We start from the raw sequence: 16,605 nt of genomic DNA on the forward strand, positions 1-16,605 counted from the left end.
TGATGAACCTGAGCCACCTGACCAGCGCTGTTGCCGTTCGTTTCACGCTCGTCCGCTATGTGCTGGCGAGCCTGTGCGCGCTCTGCGCCGACATGCTGTTGTTCCTGGCGCTGTTGCGGATTGATGTGCCGCCGACCCTGGCGGGCGCCATTGGCTATACAGGCGGGCTGCTGCTGCACTGGCTGATCAGCGTTCGCTTTGTCTTCCCGTCGGCCGTTGGTCCTACAACCAAGCAACGGCTGGGCTTTGTCGTCAGCGCAGCGGTTGGCATCGGCGTGACCTCGGGCCTTATCAGCGCATTGGGAGCGGCAGGCATGGCTCCGGCGACGGCGAAGCTCTTTGCCATCCCGGTAAGTTTCCTGGCGGTATATGCGATCCGGAAATATGGCGTCTTCGCCGCTCGCTAAGGCCCGTACAGGGTTCACCCGCGACCTGGGGGTGCACGGCGTTCCGCGCGCCCGCTGGCTCGTCCTGGCCTGGCTATGCTGTGCCGCTGTCCTGCTGTGGCTCTTCCGCAACGAGCTTGGCGCCTTGGGGTTTCGTGATCCGGATGACGCGATGCGCCTTCAGCAGGTGCGAGACTGGCTTTCCGGCCAGCCCTTCCTGGACGTCAGTCAGCACCGCGTGAACCCGCCTTTCGGCGGCCCGATGCATTGGTCGCGGATCGTGGATGCGCCAATCGCGGCCATGATCCTGATCCTGCGGCCGATGGTGGGCAGCAACCTGGCCGAGATAGTGGCCTGTTCGGCGGTTCCGTTAATCCTGCTGGGGGCTTTGGTGTGGGCCGTCCATTGCGCGTCCGCGCATGTCGCCGGGCAGCCGGCGGCCATGCTGGCGCCTGTCCTGGTGCTCATCACGCCGACAATCCTCGTTCAGTTCGGGCCACTGCGGATCGATCATCATGGATGGCAGATCCTTATGGCGGCGATCGCGCTCGCAGGTGCGATGGACCCGCACGCCCGACGCGGCGGGGTTGTCGCTGGCACGGCAATGGCGGTCTGGCTGCAGATTTCGAGCGAGGGGTTGCCCTATGCCGCCTTGTTCGCGGCCATATTGGCGTTGCGCCAGTGGCGCGATCGCGATGAAGTGGCCCGCTTTGTGGCCTATGCCCTGACCTTGGGCGGCGCCGCGCTGTTCTTGTTGGCAATCCTGCGGGGCATGCCGCCACTGGTGCAGGCGCAGTGCGACGCGCTGTCAGCGGCCTATGTCTGGCCACTGCTTGCCTTTGCGGTTGTCACATCCCTTTCCTTTCACCTCGCTCCTGCCTCGGCACTGGGGCGCTTCCTTGCCGCGGGGTCGGGTGCCCTGGCAGCGGCTGCGCTGTTCGTCATTACCGGTCGCCCCTGCCTGACGGGAGATCCGTTCCAGGCCCTTGGGCCGATCGCCTATAAGCTTTGGTATCTGCACGTCATGGAAGGCCGTCCGATTTGGGAACAGGGCCGCTCGATGATGGGCCTTATCCTGCTGCCGCCGCTGGCAGGGCTGACTGGTTCGCTTCTGGCCGTGCGTGCCAGCCAGTCGGCGAAGGCCCGCGACCGGTGGCTGGCCGTGGTGCTGCTTCTGACCGGATCGACGCTGATCGCCATGCTGGTGATGCGGGCTATGTCCGTGGCCCATGTTCTGGCCTTGCCGGGTCTTGCCTGGCTCATGTTGCGGCTCTTCCGCCGCGCGCAACAGCAATCCGCAACCCTGCCGAGGGTGTTTGCCTCTTCCGCGGTCGCCCTGCTCACGCCAGCGGCCTTGTGCGCGCTCTGGATCGCGGTGACGGCGAGCGCGGACGACAAGGCAGAAAAAGCGGCTACGCCCGCCGGAGAATGCCGCAGCGCCGACGCCCTGGCACCATTGCGGCAACTGCCCCGATCAACGCTGTTCGCCCCGCTGGATATGGGCCCCGACATTCTGATCAGGACCCATCATAATGTCATCGGCACGGCCCACCACCGCAATGCGGCCGGGATCACCGCAGTCGTCGAAGCCTTCACCGCTCCGCCATCAAGAGCCAGGGACATTCTGAGCGCGCTGAATAGTGGCAAGGGGCCGGACTATCTGGTGACATGCGGAGGCCTTAATGAATTCAGGCATTATGCCGACGAACATCCCGGCAGTCTGGCGTCTGTGCTGGACAAGGGCGCGACTCCCGCATGGCTGAAGCCGGTAAAGGTTCAAAGCACCGCAGCCCTGCGGGTCTACAGGATCATGCCGCCGAAAAGCTGAGGGCAACGCCGTTCATGCAATAGCGCTTGCCGGTAGGTCGCGGCCCGTCATCGAACACATGGCCGAGATGGCCGCCGCACCGCGCGCAATGGACTTCGATACGGGGATATACCAGCGAGAAATCCCGCGACGTGCCCACGGCGCGTGGCAGCGGCGCCCAGAAGCTTGGCCAGCCGGTGCCGCTGTCAAACTTCGTCTTCGCATCAAACAACCCCTGTCCGCAGCCCGCGCATTTGAAGATGCCAGGACGATGTTCCTTGTTGAGCGGGCTGGTGAAGGGATGCTCGGTCGCATGTTTGCGCAGCACATTGTACGCTAGGGGGCTCAAGCGTTTGCGCCACTGCGCGTCCGTCAGCGAGAAGGGATAAGCGGCAGCCTCGCCTGCTCCAAGAGCCCAGACGGTAAGTGCGGCGGCTCCGCCCAAGCTACTCTTGAGAAGGTGACGGCGATCCATCATTCTGTCCTAACTTGCCGGGGCTGAGCGGCGCCTGAACAATTTCCTGCTGCTACCCTGCCCCGATTTCAGGACATGCCGCCGGAACAACCAGACGCCCAGCCGAATGATAGCAGCCACCCAGATCGCCTGCCAGATGATCGCAACGACATGGGGCCAAAGGGCTGCATCCTGCGCCGCCCGCGCGATCATCGCGAAGGGTGAGGAAAAGGGAAAGAGGATCGCGGCGATTTCAGGCGCTGATCCCATATGATCGACGGCATAGGTGGCGAAGAAGAACACGCCCATCTGCGCCATGGTGACCGGCATGTTGAGAGTCTGCACTTCGCGCACTGTGGCGGCCTGCGCGCCAATCCCCAGGAACAGGGAGCCAAGAAGCGCATAGGCCATGGTGAAGTAGATACCGCCAAGCAACAGGAAAATAGGCCATCCAACTGCGGGAGTGGGCGGCGCGATATCCGGGCCTGCAAAGATCCTGACGCCGAACACGACACCTGCTCCCCAGAAAGCGATGCCGACGAAGCTCATCCCAAGCATCGCGATGAGCTTGCCGAGGAACACAGAGTCGATCGGAACGGCGGCGGCCAGGATCTCGATCACCTTGTTGGTCTTTTCCTCGACAAGATTCGACAGGACCATGCCGGCCAGCAACATGGTCAGCAGGAAAATGAGCACTTGGGCAGCACGGCCGGTCAGCAGGCGGGACTGCGCTTCCGCGCCAGCGCTCGCCGTCACCAGCTGCTTTTCGACCCGCACATGAGGCAATTGCTCGCCGGCGACGGCGGCGCTGGCAAGCAGGTTTATATCACCCTCCAGCATGGCCAGGTCGCCGGCCTTTCCTGTCAGCACGGGTTTGTCGATCGTACCTGAAACAATGGCGATGAAGCGCGTGTCCGGCCGCGTGAGCAAAGAGCGAGGGTCACTTGGGGGAGCGCGTTGCAGGCGGGGGATGTTGGCCGCCCCAACGCGCACGGCCAGCATGTCGTGCGCATGTTCCATCCGCGCGGCGTCATCGGCCGCCATGGCCAGGCCGACGGTCGGACGCAGGCTTTCCGTCGTGATCTTTTCACCCAGCCCACCGAACGCCATGCCGATCACCACCGGGAATAGGGGACCGAGCAGGAAAAGGATGAAGGTTTTGGAAAAGATCACGGCGGAAAAATCGCGGCGGGCAATCACCAGGGCGGCGCGCAGGATCTGGCTCATCCAGCCAGCTCCTCTTCCGCATCCTGCATCTGCCGGGCCGCGGCTGCGCCCGCAATGGAAACGAATGCGTCATGCAGTCCCGGCCGCTCGATCGAAAGGCTCTCAATGCCTGCCTGTCCGTCGAGCAGGGCGCGCAGCAGCGGTTCGATCCCCTCGTCCGGCAGATCGAAATGCCAGGCGCCATCGGCCGCCAATGTCTCGGCCGGGAGTGCGCGGCGCCAACTGCCATCGCTCGCGCGCGTTCGCAGGCGGACTTGCGGACGAAGCTTGTCGCGCGCCTCGCTCACCGATCCCTCGAACCGGATCTGCCCACCAGCCACGATCGCGATGCGTTCGCAAAGCCGTTCGGCATGCGCGATGACATGGGTGGAGAAGAGGATGGTGACGCCGCGCCGTGCCTGATCACGGATCAGCGTTTCCAGCTTGCCCTGGTTGATCGCGTCCAGGCCGGAAAATGGTTCGTCCAGAACGATCAGCTTGGGCTCATGAACAATCGTCCCGAAAAGCTGAACGGTTTGGGCCATGCCTTTCGACAATTGGCGGATCGGCTTGTCGACAGACGTGCCCATGCCATGCTCGGTGAGCATCGCCCGGGCGCGTTCCCGCCCAACCTTGATCGGCAGCCCGCGCAAGGCACCCATGAAGGCGATCGCCTCCGCTGCCTTCATGGACGGGTAAAGGCCGCGCTCCTCGGGCAAATAGCCAATAGCGCGTGCCTGGCGCAGCGGGACGTCGTCGCCCAGCAATCTACGATGGCCTTCATCAGGATCGATGATGCCGAGCAGGGTGCGCAGCAAGGTCGTCTTGCCCGCCCCGTTCGGCCCCAGGATGCCATAGATCGACCCGGCTGGAACGGCGATGTCGATGCCATCGACTGCCCGGAATTTGCCGAAAGTCTTGACAAGAGCATGGCCTTCGACGGCATAGGCCGAAGAAGGAGCCGGATTGTTACGGATCATTCCCTCCTGATAGTCGCACAGCATGCCAACGCAAACCGAATCCTTGGAACAGCGCCTGAAGGCGCAGGCGCGGCGGCTGGGCTTTGCCGCATGCGCCATCGCGCGCGCGGACGCTGCACCCGAGGCGGGACGGCGGCTGCGGCAATGGCTGGACGATGGGTGCCATGGCGAGATGCTGTGGATGGAGGAGCGCGCCGAGCAGCGAAGCTCGCCGCAAGCGCTGTGGCCCGACGTGCGCAGCGTCATCATGCTGGGGATGAGCTATGCCCCCGCGCGCGATCCGCTGGCGCTGGCCGATGAGGGCGACCGTGGACGGATTTCGGTCTATGCGCAGGGGCGCGACTATCATGATGTGGTGAAGAAGGGGCTGAAGAGCCTTGCCCGCTGGCTGGTCGAAGAGCAGGCAAGCGCGCTGAAGGTCTTCGTCGATACCGCGCCGGTGATGGAAAAGCCGCTCGCGGCGGCGGCGGGGCTGGGTTGGCAGGGAAAGCACAGCAATCTTGTCAGCCGCGACCATGGCAGCTGGCTGTTCCTGGGCGCGATCTACAGCGAGATTGCCTTGGAGCCCGACCTGCCGGAAACGGACCATTGCGGCAGTTGTACCGCTTGCCAGTCGGCCTGCCCTACCGATGCGTTTCCTGCGCCCTATGTCGTCGACGCGCGCCGCTGCATCTCTTACCTCACCATCGAGCACAAGGGGCCAATCCCACGGGAGTTTCGCGACAAGATCGGCAATCGCATCTATGGCTGCGACGATTGTCTGGCAGTATGCCCGTGGAACAAGTTCGCCGACGCGGCCGCCGCCAATCGGGCGTTCATCGGCCGGGCAGAACTGGCCGCGCCTGAACTTGGCGACCTGCTGGCGTTGGACGATGCGGGGTTCAGGGAAGTCTTCTCGGGATCGCCCATCAAGCGAATCGGACGCAACCGGATGGTGCGCAACGCCGCGATAGCAGCAGGAAATAGTGGTGATCCGAAGCTGTTGACACCTTTGCGTCCTTTGCTGACCGACGACGATCCCGTCGTGGCGGAAGCGGCCGCCTGGGCCGTGGAGCGGTTATCGGCGCTGTGACCTAACGGTGGAGAGCTGAAGCACAGGCGCCAGCATCCATATCGGCCCCAGCCGGCGTCCGTGCATCGACATGGGTGACGACCGGCTCCTTGCCGCGAGCAGGGATGTAGAGATAGGCGTCAAGCACGCAGCGGCCATTCGCGAACTGAAGTTTGCGCATGCTGCTTTCCCTGATGTCCAGACGGGGCGTGCCGAATTGCTGGACGAGGTGGCGCGCGTCCATGCCCATGAGCGGACCTGATTTCATGAAGGCGCTGGCGGGCGGACCCGAAGGTGACCGTCCAGCCGGTGAAGGCGGCACGATAGAGCCACCACAGGCCGACAGAGACAGGGCCAGCAAGGCGCAGAAGACAGGATGAGGGGCTTTCATGAAGACTTGCTCCGGACACCGTGCAGCATGTGTACCGCCATAGCCGCGCTCCAAACCGGTGCAAGCAGGTTGATGAAGGGGATGAGGAACAGAAGCGCCGAAACGAGGCCTAGAAGCCATCGGCTGCCGCCAGACATTGTGACAAGCCCGGCATGCCGCTGCTCCACCATCTCGCTGAGGTCGCGACCCAAGAGATAGGCATTGAGTATGAGGAAAAGCAGGATCGTCCCGATACCGGTTATCAGAAGGATCAGATAAAGAGGGAGCGCGAGCAGGTTCCAGCCCGCCGACCGCCCGGCCGAGCGAAGAGCCAGCCGGACGCTGCGCGCAAAGCCCAAGGGACGAGCCGAAGCTGCGGCGGCGGGATAGCTGTCCTGCTCCACCGCAATGACGATATCATCGGCGAACAGGTTCATGATCGCCATGGCGATCGTCCGGAAGAGCAACCAGGCAAGGGCAATGACGACCAATGCGGTTGCCGCAGCTTCGGCAAAGCCGCCCCCGCCCCATCCGAGATATTGCCGCGCGGCATGTATCAGCGCCCAGAGCGCCAGAGCGGCCACGGCGAAAATGATCAGCGTCAAGGCCAGCGTCTTTGCAAGGAGGCGCAAGGCTGCTGGATGAAAGATCGCGGGGAAGGCGCGAAAGGCAGCGGCGATCACCATGATGACGCTATTCCCCGCCGCGCCTGTCCGGTCAATCTGCAACATTGCGCGCGGCAGCCGGGCCGGATAGACACGGCGCGATTTCACAGCCTTCTGATAAGGATTTCGCGTGACCACTGCTGCTGCTCCCTCGCTAGATGTTGTCGCGATCGGCAATGCCATCGTCGACGTGCTTGCTCCTAGCGACGACGCATTCCTGGCCGAACATGCGCTGGCGAAGGGCGGCATGCAGTTGATCGATGCGGCGACTGCCGAAACGCTTTACGCCAATATGGGGGCGGCTAAGGAAATCAGCGGGGGATCGGCCGCGAACACGCTTGCCGGGCTTGCAGCCCTTGGCAAGCGCTGCGCCTTTATCGGGCAGGTCTGCGACGACCAGCTGGGCGCGGTTTTCACCCATGATGTGCGAGCGCTCGGCATTCGCTACGACACGCCAGCGGTGAAGGGGGACGTGCCCACGGCTCGCTGCCTGATCCTGGTCACGCCAGACGCGCAGCGCACGATGAACACTTTCCTCGGTGCGTCACAGTTCCTGCCGGAATCCGCCCTTGACCTTGATCTGATCCGATCCGCATCGATCCTCTATCTGGAAGGCTATCTGTGGGACCCCGAGCAGCCGCGGGCTGCCATGCGCGCCGCCATCGATGCCGCCAAGGACGCCGGACGCAAGGTCGCCTTCACGCTGTCGGACGGCTTCGTCATCGAACGGCATCGGGATGATTTCGTGCAGCTTATCGATCAGGGCTTGGTCGACATCCTGTTTTCCAACGAAAGCGAAATCCAGTCGCTGGCGCAGATTGACGATTTCGACAAGGCGGTCGCCGCTGTCTCTGGCCGGGTTCCAGTGCTGGTTTCCACCCGGAGCGAAAATGGCGCAGTCGCTGTCGTAGACGGTGTCCGTTATGAAGTTCCGGCAGCGCCCGTTGCACAGATCATCGATACGACGGGCGCGGGCGACCTGTTCGCTGCGGGCTTCCTGGCCGGGCATGTCGAGGGGTTGGACGTGCATCATTGCCTGGAGTTGGGCGCTGCTGCCGCGGCCGAGGTCATTTCCCATTGGGGCGCGCGGCCGGAGCAGGACCTGAAACTGATCCGGGCGGCACTTGCAAGGTAAGAAGGCCGGACCGACACTGAGCGCGTGCGGCCGTTCCTGATTGCAGAGACAATGACGGCCCAGCCTTGGCTAGGCTTGAACGGCTTTCTGCCGCCGGAACAGGGCACGATCGTCCGGGCCGAAGCCCCACCGCCATATGACCAGGCTGTAGACGACCAGGATCGTCGCCACGCCAAAGACAAGCTCCACCCATTCCAGCGCCGGTGGCAAGGCGACGAAAGCGGCGCCGACGATGCAGGCGACGCCGCACGCGCTGAGCAGCGGCCAGCGCCATGCATTCACCCGCGCCTTCAAAAGGTGCGATAGCAAGCGCGCTTTTACGAGCGCCCCCACCCCGAGCGCGATGGTCAGCGCCAAGGCGGGTGCAGCTGCTATCGCCATGACCGGGAGTTCAAAGCGCCGCGCCAAGGCTATCAGGCCGAAACTGAGCGCAGCCTGCAATCCGATCATGACCAACGAAATCATCAGATTGCGATGGCGAGCGATGTAGACGAGCGCGGACTCGCTGACCACCGCGGTCGCCGCGACGACTTCGGCGAGCAGGAGAAAGGCGAGCGCCCCGGTGCCGCCGACGAAATGCGGGCCGACCAGGCCCATCACGGCCTCGCCCGGAATACCAAGCGCGAGGGCAATGCCCGCCTGCGCCGCAATGATCCAGAAGCCTACCTGGCTGACCTGCCGCGCAATGGCGGTCAGATTGCCTTCGGCAAGATTCCGCGTGATGACGGGCCCCAGGATGGGATCGAAGCTGGTCTTCAGCTTTTGCGGCAAGGATGCGACCTGCTGCGCGACATAATAGACGCCGACGATGGCTGGGCTGACGAACAGGCCCAGGATCGCAAGGTCAAGGCGGCGCGACCCCCACTCCACGCCATCGGCAGCAGCGAGCGGCAGGTTGCGCCGCGCCAGCCTCCACAACCTGCCGAAGTCCGGACGCCAGCCGAAGGGAATGCCATAGTGGCGGGTCATGGGGATGATGGACGCGACCAGCGCGGCGACCATGGAGACGACGTAGGACAGGATCAGGCCGTCGCGCGTCGAGTAGAAGGCGAAAGCGAAGGCACCGATGCTGATCGCCCAGGGTTCTATGATGGACCTGGCCCGAACCGTCGCCCCAATATCGAACCGATAGGCACAAGCGGCCAGCGCGACATCCGATCCGGCGACCGCGATGACGATGAGTGCCAGCAGACGGTCCAGGCCATTGATGCCGCTGTTGGGGAACATGGCTTGGGGAAATGCGACCAATATGCCGCTGCCGATCGCGGCGGCAATCAGCGTGACGAGCATCGCGTCGGTCACCACATGGCTATGCGGGCGCTCGGTCTGCGCCAATGCGCCAGCCAGGCCGCGCTTCAGCCCAAGCGTTGCAAGCTGGGCGACGAATTCGACGACCAGCACGGCATAGGCGAAGCGGCCAAGCGCATCCGCACCGTACCAGCGGCCTGCGATGAACAGAAAGGGAAGGCGCGCAGCCAGCCGCAGGAGAAAGCCGAGCACATTTGTCCGGCCGCCTTTGGCAAGCGCCGCGATATCATCCTGTTGCGCGGAGGGATTTTGCTCAGCCGGCAAAGAAAGAGGGTCCCCCTGTCGCGTCATATTTTCTGGTGCCGGATGGTAAACAATAAATGATCGGAGAGCGACGGATTTATTCCGGCCGCAACGGACGGGCGAGGAGCGCGTCGATGACTGCGCCCAAGGGGGCCACATCTTCGAGCAGGGCACAGACAGCTTCCACCACCGGCATTTCGACGGATGCCGCACGGGCCGCTTCGCGCAGCACCGGCGCGGTGAAAGCGCCTTCGGCGACTGTGCGGCGATTGGCAAGAAGCTCCCCTGCCGGCTTCCCTTCGCCCAGCCCCTTCCCCAGGGAGAAATTGCGCGAATTAGTCGACGAGCAGGTGAGAACCAGGTCGCCCAGGCCCGACAAGCCCGAAAGAGTTTCAACCCGCGCCCCCCGAGCAAGCCCGAACCGGGTCATTTCGGCAAACCCACGGCTGATCAGCGAGGCGCGGGCGTTGAGCCCAAGGCCAGCGCCTTCCGCGACGCCGCACGCGATGGCGAGCACATTCTTGACAGCTCCGCCGATTTCCGCGCCTACGACGTCGTCCGACACATAGGGGCGGAAGGCGGGGCGCGCGACACGCGCCGCAATGCGATCGGCCAGTTCTGCATCTTCGCACGCGAGGGTGATGGCGGTAGGCAGTCCCCGCGCGACTTCATGCGCGAAGGTCGGGCCGGACAAGACGCCGATCGGCGAGCGAGGCTGGGCCTGCCTGGCGACCTCCGACATCAGCAGGCCGCTGCCCGCTTCGATACCCTTGGAGCAGAGGACGAGCGGAAGACCGGCAGGCAGTCCGGTTACGATGGTACGCAGGTGCTGAGCTGGGCAGACGATGAGCAGCAGGTCGCGATCCGCCATATCCGCCATATCACCGGTGGCGTCCACGGTCGGGCTGAGAGGAATGTTCGGCAGATAAAGCGGATTGAGATGGTCTTCATTGACCGCGCTGACCACGTCCGGCTCAAGCGCCCACAAGCGAACATGCTCCCCCTGGGAAGCAAGGGTCTGCGCCAGCGCCGTGCCCCAAGCGCCCGCTCCGATAACGCCCGCCTTCATGCCTTCACTCCTGCCCCGCGCGCTTTCTCCGCATCCGGATCCAGCGGCCAGCGCGGCCGGGCTGGAACGGTAAGATCATCGACTAGCCCCGCTGCATGGCGCTCCGCCCCCGCCCAGGCGATCATCGCCGCATTGTCCGTGCAAAGCCAGAGCGGCGGCGCGACAAAGGGAAGATCATGCCGAGCGGCGAGCGCTTGGAGCGCTGCGCGGATCGACTGGTTGGCAGCGACCCCTCCCGCGACGACGAGGGCGGTTATCCCTTTAAGCGTAGCGAGCTGCTTTTCCGTCCGATCGACTAGGCAATCTATTACCGCCTGCTGAAAGCTCGCTGCGATGTCCTCGGTTGCATATTGGCCCGATTGAGCCGCGCGCATTACGGCGCTCTTCAGGCCAGCGAAGGAGAAATGCGGCTCGGCCGTTCCGACCAGGGGGCGCGGAAGAGGTACGGCTTGCGGGTTGCCGCTGGATGCCGCGCGTTCGACCGCCGGTCCACCCGGATAGCCGAGGCCAAGCAGTTTCGCAGTCTTGTCGAAGGCCTCTCCGCTGGCGTCATCGATCGTCGTCGCCAGCCTGGAATATTCTCCTGGTCCGCGAACATGGAGCAGTTGGCAATGCCCGCCAGATACCAGCAGCAGCAGATATGGGAATTGCAGCGCCGGATCAGCGAGGCGGGGCGACAGGGCGTGGCCCTCCAGATGATTGACGGCGACCAGCGGCTTGTTCACCGCATGGGCGAGCGCCTTGCCCGTCACCAATCCGACCATCACGCCGCCGATCAAACCCGGTCCCGCCGTGGCGGCGATCACGTCCACCTGCTCCAGCGTCAGTCCGGCGTCAGCGAGCGCGGCTTCGATCAAGGGAGCAAGCGCCTCGACATGCGCGCGGGCGGCGATTTCCGGCACCACGCCGCCATAGGGGCGATGCGCCTCTTCCTGCGTCGCCAGCCGGTGCGCGAGGATTTTGCCCTCGGCCGTCACCAGCGCTGCCGCAGTTTCGTCGCAGCTTGATTCCAGGCCAAGGATGATCGTCATTGCCGCTTCCATCTAATGCCCACGGATATTAGAGCAAGCGGCATATGACATCGCCATCCTACACGCCTGATCGTCCGCTGCGCCTTGGTACGCGAGGTTCGCCATTGGCGCTGGCGCAGGCACGCATGACGGCCGAGGCGCTGCGCGCGCGACATGGGTGGGATGCGGACGTGATCGCGACTGTCGTCGTGCAGACAAGCGGCGACCGGATTCAGGACAGAGCGCTAGCCGAAATCGGCGGAAAGGCGCTGTGGACCAAGGAACTGGACCGCGCGCTGATCGAAGGGCAAATCGATTTCGCCGTTCATTCCATGAAGGATGTGGAGACTATACGGCCTGCGGAAATCACGATCGCGGCGATGCTGCCGCGGGCGGATGTGCGGGATCGGCTGGTCGGGGCGGAGAGTTTCGAGGCCTTGCCGGACAATCCGGTGGTGGGGTCGAGTTCCCCACGGCGGGCGGCGCAGGTGAAGCGGCTGCGCCCGGACGCGCAGGTCGTGCTGTTCAGGGGCAATGTCGCCACGCGGCTGGCGAAGCTTGCTGCCGGAGAGGTGCACGCGACCCTGCTTGCAGCGGCCGGGCTCGACCGGCTGGGGCAGCCGGACGTTGGAGCATGCATTCCGCTTGACGTCATGTTGCCAGCGCCATCGCAGGGGGCGGTGGGGATCGAGACGCTGAGCGGCAATGCGGAGATGCGAGCCTTGCTCGCCGGGATAAACGACGTCGATACGTTCGATTGCGTGACGGCGGAGCGCGCGGTTCTCAAGGGTCTTGGCGGCACATGCCATTCGCCGATCGCAGCCTTGGGCCGTTTGGAGGATGGCGGCATTCGTCTTGCAGCGGAGATATTGAGTCCCGATGGCCGCGAGCGGGTCGAGGATGTGAGGATCATCAGCCGAGGCGACAGCGCCGCCGCCGAAGCGCTGGGACGATCGCTGCTGGAGCGAGCAAGCGCAGAACTGCGCGCGCTGTTCGAAGCGTGAAGCCCGTCATCATCCTGCGGCCGGAGCCGGGGGCGAGGGAGACGGCTGCGCGGGCGATGAAGTTCGGCCTTATCCCCCGCCTGTGCCCCCTGTTCGAAGCGCGGCCGATCAGCTGGGACGCACCGCCAGCCGAGCGGTTCGACGCGCTGCTCATGACCAGCGCGCAGGCAGCGCGGCTCGGCGGGCCGCTGCTTTCCCGATACAGACGGCTGCCCGCCTATGCGGTCGGGCACGCCACGGCCCGCGCCATGGAAGAACAGGGATTCGAGCATGTTACGGAGGGCGACCGGGATGGCAGCGCGATTGCCGCGCGCATCGCGGCTGACGGGCACGCCCACGTCCTGCACCTTGGCGGAACGACCCTTGCCCGGATCGATTCCGGGCCGCTGACGATCGATCGGGTGGCGGTTTACACGATCGGAGGGCGGCCGGACGCAGAGATCGATCCCCATTTGGAGCCCGGCGCCATACTGCTGGTTCATTCGCCTCGCGCCGGGAGTAGGCTCGCGGAACTGATCGGGCCGGAGCGGCGCGCCAGCCTGCATGTGATCGCCATCAGTCCAGCGGCGCTTACCGCTTGCGGGCTGGGCTGGTCGAGCGGTCAGGCGCCTGAATTGCCCGATGATGAGAGGATGCTGGCCCTCGCGGCGCGATTGTGCGAATGATCCCGCCAAGATGGAAGAGAGGTCCTCGATGAGCGAAGAAGGCGGCGCAGCGAGCGCGACAGCGATCCCGCCGGTTCCTGCGCGCACGCGGGGTTCCTGGACGACTTTCCTCGCCGTGGTCCTCGCTTTCGTGATCGGCGTGGCGATCGCGATAGCGGCGATGTTCTATTTCCAGGGGCGCTGGGCTGGATCGCCCTCCCGCCCTGCCGTAGCCGCTGATCCTTATCCAAGATCCGGCGTCGCGCTGCGTCCGCTGTCGGCCGATGCCGGGCAAATGCTGGACGGGCGGGTCGTACAATTGGAAGAGCGGCTCAACCGCATTACGGTCGAGGCTCAGGCAGCCTCAGGCAACGCAGCCCGCGCCGAGGGGCTGCTGGTCGCTTTTGCCGCGCGGCGCGCGCTCGATAGCGGGACGCCGCTCGGCTATGTCGAGGGGCAGTTGAGGCTGCGCTTCGGCCAGGCCCAGCCCCGCGCGGTGGCGACCATCATCAATGCTGCGCGCGAGCCGGTGACGCTCGCCGACCTGCGGGCTGGCCTTGCCACCGTGTCGGATCAGCTGACGACCCCGGGGCCGCAGAGCAGCTGGTGGGATTCGGTCGAGCATGAGGCGCGTGCTTTGTTGACCATCAGGCGGTCATCCACGCCCTCTCCCCGCCCCGAGGCCGCGATGGAGCGTGCGCTGCGCTATATCGACGCAGGGCGGGTGAGCGCGGCGTTGACGGAAGTCGAAGCCATGCCGGGTAGAGCCGCCGCCGACCGGTGGATGCAGTTCGCCCGCCGCTATATCGAGGCCCGGCGCGCGCTCGACCTGATCGAGACGGCAGCGATCCTGGAACCCCGGCAGTTGCGCGGCGTCGACGGCGGACCAGTCGCGCAAACCTCTCCCCTCGCCCCCTGAACCCACTGTCATAATCGGCGAGCCGTTGCCCCGGCTGCACGAAACCATTGGACGCGCTGGGCATTTGTCATGAGAATGTCATCTTTCGCCCTTCGGGCCATGGAGACTATTTTCTCGTGCCGCCTTATGTTCGATCGATCAGTGGTTTGTGGAAGGGGCGCGAGGCGCAGCCCGCGCGGCAGATTGGTCGGCCGTCCTGGCAGCATCTGATCGCCAACGCATCCATGCCCTTCGATCTCGCCCGCACGCGGGCGCAGAAGGCCGCCTTGTCGCGCGCGATAAAGGGTGACGGGCGGCATGTCCTGCTGATTCCCGGCCTGCTAGCGTCCGAACAGAGGATGGAGCCGATGCGCACCATATTGGAGGCGGCAGGATTCCATGCCCATGGCTGGGGCATGGGGCGCAATCTTGGCCCGCGTCCTGACACGCTGGAGCAGATCGGCCGGAGGGTGGACGCCATCCGCAGCCGGAGCGGCGCGCCCGTAACCCTGGTGGGGTGGAGCCTCGGCGGCCTGTTTGCGCGGGAATATGCGAAATGTGCACAGGAGAAGGTTGCCGGGGTGATTACCCTCGGATCGCCCTTTTCCGGCGATCCACGCGCCAATCATGCATGGCGGCTCTATCAGGTGGTGGCAGGCCATCCGGTCGATCGCCTGCCCTTTGCCTGCAGCCGGGACGTGAAGCCACCGGTTCCGACCATCGCGCTATGGTCGCGGCGGGATGGCGTCATCCTGCCGGAATGCGCGAAGGGCCGTGCCCATGAGCGCGACAGAGCCATCGAGGTGGACTGCACCCATATGGGCTTTGCCGTTGCGCCGGAAGGCATATTGGCCGTGGGCAAGGCGCTGGAGGCGTTGGGCAACTGATCTGGCCAGCTGTGTTTTGGAAACATGTTCAATCTGAACCACTTGATCCGTTCAGATTGAGCTTGTCGAAGCCCTCTCCTCCTTGAGAAAATTAGAGCCCTTCGACGGGCTCAGGGCGAACGGTGTGAGAGGTGGTGCCGATCTAAGCACAACTTTCCAGGGTCAGCCTAAGCGCCGAAGCGCTTCCTCCTTAGCCATCAGCGGCAGGAGCTGCGCCATGTCGGGGCCATGATCGAGGCCTGTGAGCGCACGGCGGAGCGGCAGGAACAGCATCTTGCCCTTTCGACCGGTCCGTTCCTTGAGCGCGCCAGTGAGCGCGGGCCAGATGTCAGGCCCGAAATCCAGGCCGAGCAGGATTTCGCGCGCGGTGGCGAGGAAGGCGCGATCATCCTCATCAGGCGCAGGCGCTTCGACAGGGCCAGTCACGATGCGCCACCAATCGGCGGCTTGCGACATATTCTCCAGATTGGGCCGGATGGCGCTCCATCCGGCTTCATCCATCCCGGCAGGCAGGCGGGCGGACACGGCATCATAGGGTAGAAGATGGACGATCTTCTGGTTGAGCGTGGCCAGTTCCGCTTCATCGAAACGCGCGGGCGCCCGGCCGAAATGCGCGAAGTCGAAGCTTTCGATCAACGGATCGACATTGGCGAAGGGCTCGATCGGCATGGAAGTGCCAAGGCGGGCGAGCAGGGACAGGACAGCCATTGGTTCCAGTCCGATTTCGCGGAAATGCGCAACGCCGAGGGAGCCCAGCCGCTTGGAAAGCTTGCCTTCGCTGCCGGTCAGCAGAGCCTCGTGCGCGAAGGATGGGAGTTGCGCGCCCAGAGCGGTGAACATCTGGATTTGCGTCGCCGTGTTGGACACATGGTCTTCACCGCGCAGCACATGGGTTATGCCCATGTCGACATCGTCGATCACGGACGGGAGCATGTAGAGCCAACTGCCATCGGCGCGGCGGATCACGGGGTCGGACAGCAGCTTGGGGTCGAAGCGCTGCTCGCCACGGATGAGGTCGGTCCAGAGGATCGGCTGATCATGATCAAGCCTGAAGCGCCAATGGGGCTTGCGGCCTTCGGCTTCATGGGCGGCGATCTGATCGCTGGTCAGCGACAGGGCGGCGCGGTCATAGACCGGGGGAAGGCCGCGGCCGAGCAGCACCTTGCGCCGCAGTTCCAGTTCCTGGCTCGTTTCATAGGCCGGATAGACATGGCCCGACGCCTTCAACTGCTCGAAGCGGCTTTCGTAGAGGGCGAAGCGATCCGATTGCTTTTCTTCCGCGTCCCAATGGAGGCCGAGCCAGGACAGGTCCGCCTTGATCGCGTCGGCATATTCGGCGCGCGACCGCTCAAGGTCGGTATCGTCGAGGCGCAGAAGGAACTTGCCGCCGCTTTTGCGCGCCCAAAGCCAGTTGTGCAGCGCGGCGCGGATATTGCCGACATGAAGGTTGCCGGTAGGCGAGGGAGCGAAGCGGGTGATGACGGTCAT

General features: G+C 64.6%; 17 protein-coding genes. 8 read left to right on the forward strand and 9 right to left on the reverse strand.

Going from position 1 to position 16,605, the window contains the following annotated elements:
- Positions 1 to 2 precede the first annotated feature (2 nt).
- Both SPHS8_RS13000 and SPHS8_RS13005 read left to right on the forward strand, forming a co-directional pair.
- Positions 3 to 407 (forward strand): GtrA family protein, encoded by a 405-nt coding sequence (locus SPHS8_RS13000; protein ID WP_236575134.1) that lies wholly within the window; start codon positions 3 to 5, stop codon positions 405 to 407.
- Positions 370 to 2,214 (forward strand): hypothetical protein, encoded by a 1,845-nt coding sequence (locus SPHS8_RS13005; RefSeq protein WP_236575135.1) that lies wholly within the window; start codon positions 370 to 372, stop codon positions 2,212 to 2,214. The genes SPHS8_RS13000 and SPHS8_RS13005 overlap by 38 nt, the downstream gene beginning before the upstream one ends.
- On the opposite strand, the gene msrB is transcribed toward SPHS8_RS13005, so the two are convergent.
- The 3 genes from msrB to SPHS8_RS13020 are packed head-to-tail and all read right to left on the reverse strand — an operon-like array spanning position 2,195 to position 4,833.
- Positions 2,195 to 2,668 (reverse strand): peptide-methionine (R)-S-oxide reductase, encoded by a 474-nt coding sequence (msrB, locus tag SPHS8_RS13010; protein ID WP_443018570.1) that lies wholly within the window; start codon positions 2,666 to 2,668, stop codon positions 2,195 to 2,197. The genes SPHS8_RS13005 and msrB overlap by 20 nt on opposite strands.
- Before the next feature lie 9 nt (positions 2,669 to 2,677).
- Positions 2,678 to 3,874: an ABC transporter permease gene (locus SPHS8_RS13015; RefSeq protein WP_201515860.1), complete on the reverse strand. Its 1,197-nt coding sequence runs from the start codon at positions 3,872 to 3,874 to the stop codon at positions 2,678 to 2,680.
- Entirely contained in the window at positions 3,871 to 4,833 is a 963-nt protein-coding gene (locus tag SPHS8_RS13020) for an ABC transporter ATP-binding protein (protein WP_201515861.1), read from the reverse strand. The genes SPHS8_RS13015 and SPHS8_RS13020 overlap by 4 nt, the downstream gene beginning before the upstream one ends.
- A 22-nt stretch (positions 4,834 to 4,855) precedes the next feature.
- Between SPHS8_RS13020 and queG the strand changes: the two genes are divergently transcribed.
- Positions 4,856 to 5,905, forward strand: coding sequence for a tRNA epoxyqueuosine(34) reductase QueG (queG, locus tag SPHS8_RS13025; protein ID WP_201515862.1), 1,050 nt, complete (start codon positions 4,856 to 4,858; stop codon positions 5,903 to 5,905).
- A 1-nt stretch (position 5,906) separates the two neighbouring features.
- Here the strand turns inward: queG and SPHS8_RS13030 are convergent, their stop codons facing one another.
- Both SPHS8_RS13030 and SPHS8_RS13035 read right to left on the reverse strand, forming a co-directional pair.
- The gene (locus tag SPHS8_RS13030) at positions 5,907 to 6,275 is read right to left on the reverse strand and encodes a hypothetical protein (RefSeq protein WP_201515863.1); all 369 of its coding nucleotides are present in this window, start codon (positions 6,273 to 6,275) and stop codon (positions 5,907 to 5,909) included.
- Complete coding sequence (locus tag SPHS8_RS13035) at positions 6,272 to 6,940, reverse strand: EI24 domain-containing protein (protein ID WP_201515941.1); 669 nt, start codon at positions 6,938 to 6,940, stop codon at positions 6,272 to 6,274. Before SPHS8_RS13035 ends, SPHS8_RS13030 begins: the two co-directional genes overlap by 4 nt.
- Positions 6,941 to 7,049: 109 nt before the next feature.
- Between SPHS8_RS13035 and SPHS8_RS13040 the strand changes: the two genes are divergently transcribed.
- Positions 7,050 to 8,054, forward strand: a complete 1,005-nt coding sequence (locus SPHS8_RS13040; RefSeq protein ID WP_201515864.1) for an adenosine kinase — start codon at positions 7,050 to 7,052, stop codon at positions 8,052 to 8,054.
- Positions 8,055 to 8,123: 69 nt separating this feature from the next.
- Here the strand turns inward: SPHS8_RS13040 and SPHS8_RS13045 are convergent, their stop codons facing one another.
- From SPHS8_RS13045 to tsaD, 3 genes are read right to left on the reverse strand one after another with little or no spacing between them, the layout of a single operon-like run.
- Positions 8,124 to 9,653 carry a lipopolysaccharide biosynthesis protein gene (locus SPHS8_RS13045; protein WP_201515865.1) on the reverse strand — a complete coding sequence of 510 codons (1,530 nt, stop codon included), beginning with the start codon at positions 9,651 to 9,653 and terminating at the stop codon, positions 8,124 to 8,126.
- A 49-nt stretch (positions 9,654 to 9,702) separates the two neighbouring features.
- Positions 9,703 to 10,674, reverse strand: a complete 972-nt coding sequence (locus SPHS8_RS13050) for an NAD(P)H-dependent glycerol-3-phosphate dehydrogenase (protein ID WP_201515866.1) — start codon at positions 10,672 to 10,674, stop codon at positions 9,703 to 9,705.
- Positions 10,671 to 11,705, reverse strand: coding sequence for a tRNA (adenosine(37)-N6)-threonylcarbamoyltransferase complex transferase subunit TsaD (tsaD, locus tag SPHS8_RS13055; protein WP_201515867.1), 1,035 nt, complete (start codon positions 11,703 to 11,705; stop codon positions 10,671 to 10,673). Before tsaD ends, SPHS8_RS13050 begins: the two co-directional genes overlap by 4 nt.
- A 44-nt stretch (positions 11,706 to 11,749) precedes the next feature.
- On the opposite strand from tsaD, the gene hemC reads away from it, so the two are divergent.
- From hemC to SPHS8_RS13075, 4 genes are all read left to right on the forward strand, one after another.
- Positions 11,750 to 12,688 (forward strand): hydroxymethylbilane synthase, encoded by a 939-nt coding sequence (hemC, locus tag SPHS8_RS13060; RefSeq protein WP_201515868.1) that lies wholly within the window; start codon positions 11,750 to 11,752, stop codon positions 12,686 to 12,688.
- A complete protein-coding gene (locus SPHS8_RS13065; protein ID WP_201515869.1) occupies positions 12,685 to 13,353 on the forward strand; it encodes a uroporphyrinogen-III synthase in 669 nt (222 codons plus the stop codon). The genes hemC and SPHS8_RS13065 overlap by 4 nt, the downstream gene beginning before the upstream one ends.
- A gap of 28 nt (positions 13,354 to 13,381) precedes the next feature.
- Positions 13,382 to 14,251, forward strand: a complete 870-nt coding sequence (locus tag SPHS8_RS13070) for a hypothetical protein (RefSeq protein WP_443018569.1) — start codon at positions 13,382 to 13,384, stop codon at positions 14,249 to 14,251.
- Between the two features lie 116 nt (positions 14,252 to 14,367).
- On the forward strand, positions 14,368 to 15,117 hold the full coding sequence (locus SPHS8_RS13075) for an esterase/lipase family protein (protein WP_201515871.1): 750 nt from the start codon (positions 14,368 to 14,370) through the stop codon (positions 15,115 to 15,117).
- 162 nt (positions 15,118 to 15,279) lie between these two features.
- Here the strand turns inward: SPHS8_RS13075 and gltX are convergent, their stop codons facing one another.
- Positions 15,280 to 16,605 (reverse strand): glutamate--tRNA ligase, encoded by a 1,326-nt coding sequence (gene gltX, locus SPHS8_RS13080; RefSeq protein WP_201515872.1) that lies wholly within the window; start codon positions 16,603 to 16,605, stop codon positions 15,280 to 15,282.

This window comes from Sphingobium sp. S6 (assembly GCF_905120495.1).
Lineage (GTDB): Bacteria > Pseudomonadota > Alphaproteobacteria > Sphingomonadales > Sphingomonadaceae > Sphingobium > Sphingobium agri.

Excerpts from the sequence above, each read along its gene's own strand:
- SPHS8_RS13030 (WP_201515863.1), bottom strand. The coding sequence starts at position 6,275 with ATGAAAGCCCCTCATCCTGTCTTCTGCGCCTTGCTGGCCCTGTCTCTG.
- gltX (WP_201515872.1), bottom strand. The coding sequence starts at position 16,605 with ATGACCGTCATCACCCGCTTCGCTCCCTCGCCTACCGGCAACCTTCAT.
- SPHS8_RS13005 (WP_236575135.1), top strand. The coding sequence starts at position 370 with ATGCGATCCGGAAATATGGCGTCTTCGCCGCTCGCTAAGGCCCGTACA.
- SPHS8_RS13045 (WP_201515865.1), bottom strand. The coding sequence starts at position 9,653 with ATGACGCGACAGGGGGACCCTCTTTCTTTGCCGGCTGAGCAAAATCCC.
- hemC (WP_201515868.1), top strand. The coding sequence starts at position 11,750 with ATGACATCGCCATCCTACACGCCTGATCGTCCGCTGCGCCTTGGTACG.
- SPHS8_RS13000 (WP_236575134.1), top strand. The coding sequence starts at position 3 with ATGAACCTGAGCCACCTGACCAGCGCTGTTGCCGTTCGTTTCACGCTC.
- SPHS8_RS13015 (WP_201515860.1), bottom strand. The coding sequence starts at position 3,874 with ATGAGCCAGATCCTGCGCGCCGCCCTGGTGATTGCCCGCCGCGATTTT.
- queG (WP_201515862.1), top strand. The coding sequence starts at position 4,856 with ATGCCAACGCAAACCGAATCCTTGGAACAGCGCCTGAAGGCGCAGGCG.
- tsaD (WP_201515867.1), bottom strand. The coding sequence starts at position 11,705 with ATGACGATCATCCTTGGCCTGGAATCAAGCTGCGACGAAACTGCGGCA.
- msrB (WP_443018570.1), bottom strand. The coding sequence starts at position 2,668 with ATGGATCGCCGTCACCTTCTCAAGAGTAGCTTGGGCGGAGCCGCCGCA.
- SPHS8_RS13035 (WP_201515941.1), bottom strand. The coding sequence starts at position 6,940 with ATGGTGATCGCCGCTGCCTTTCGCGCCTTCCCCGCGATCTTTCATCCA.
- SPHS8_RS13070 (WP_443018569.1), top strand. The coding sequence starts at position 13,382 with ATGAGCGAAGAAGGCGGCGCAGCGAGCGCGACAGCGATCCCGCCGGTT.
- SPHS8_RS13050 (WP_201515866.1), bottom strand. The coding sequence starts at position 10,674 with ATGAAGGCGGGCGTTATCGGAGCGGGCGCTTGGGGCACGGCGCTGGCG.
- SPHS8_RS13020 (WP_201515861.1), bottom strand. The coding sequence starts at position 4,833 with ATGATCCGTAACAATCCGGCTCCTTCTTCGGCCTATGCCGTCGAAGGC.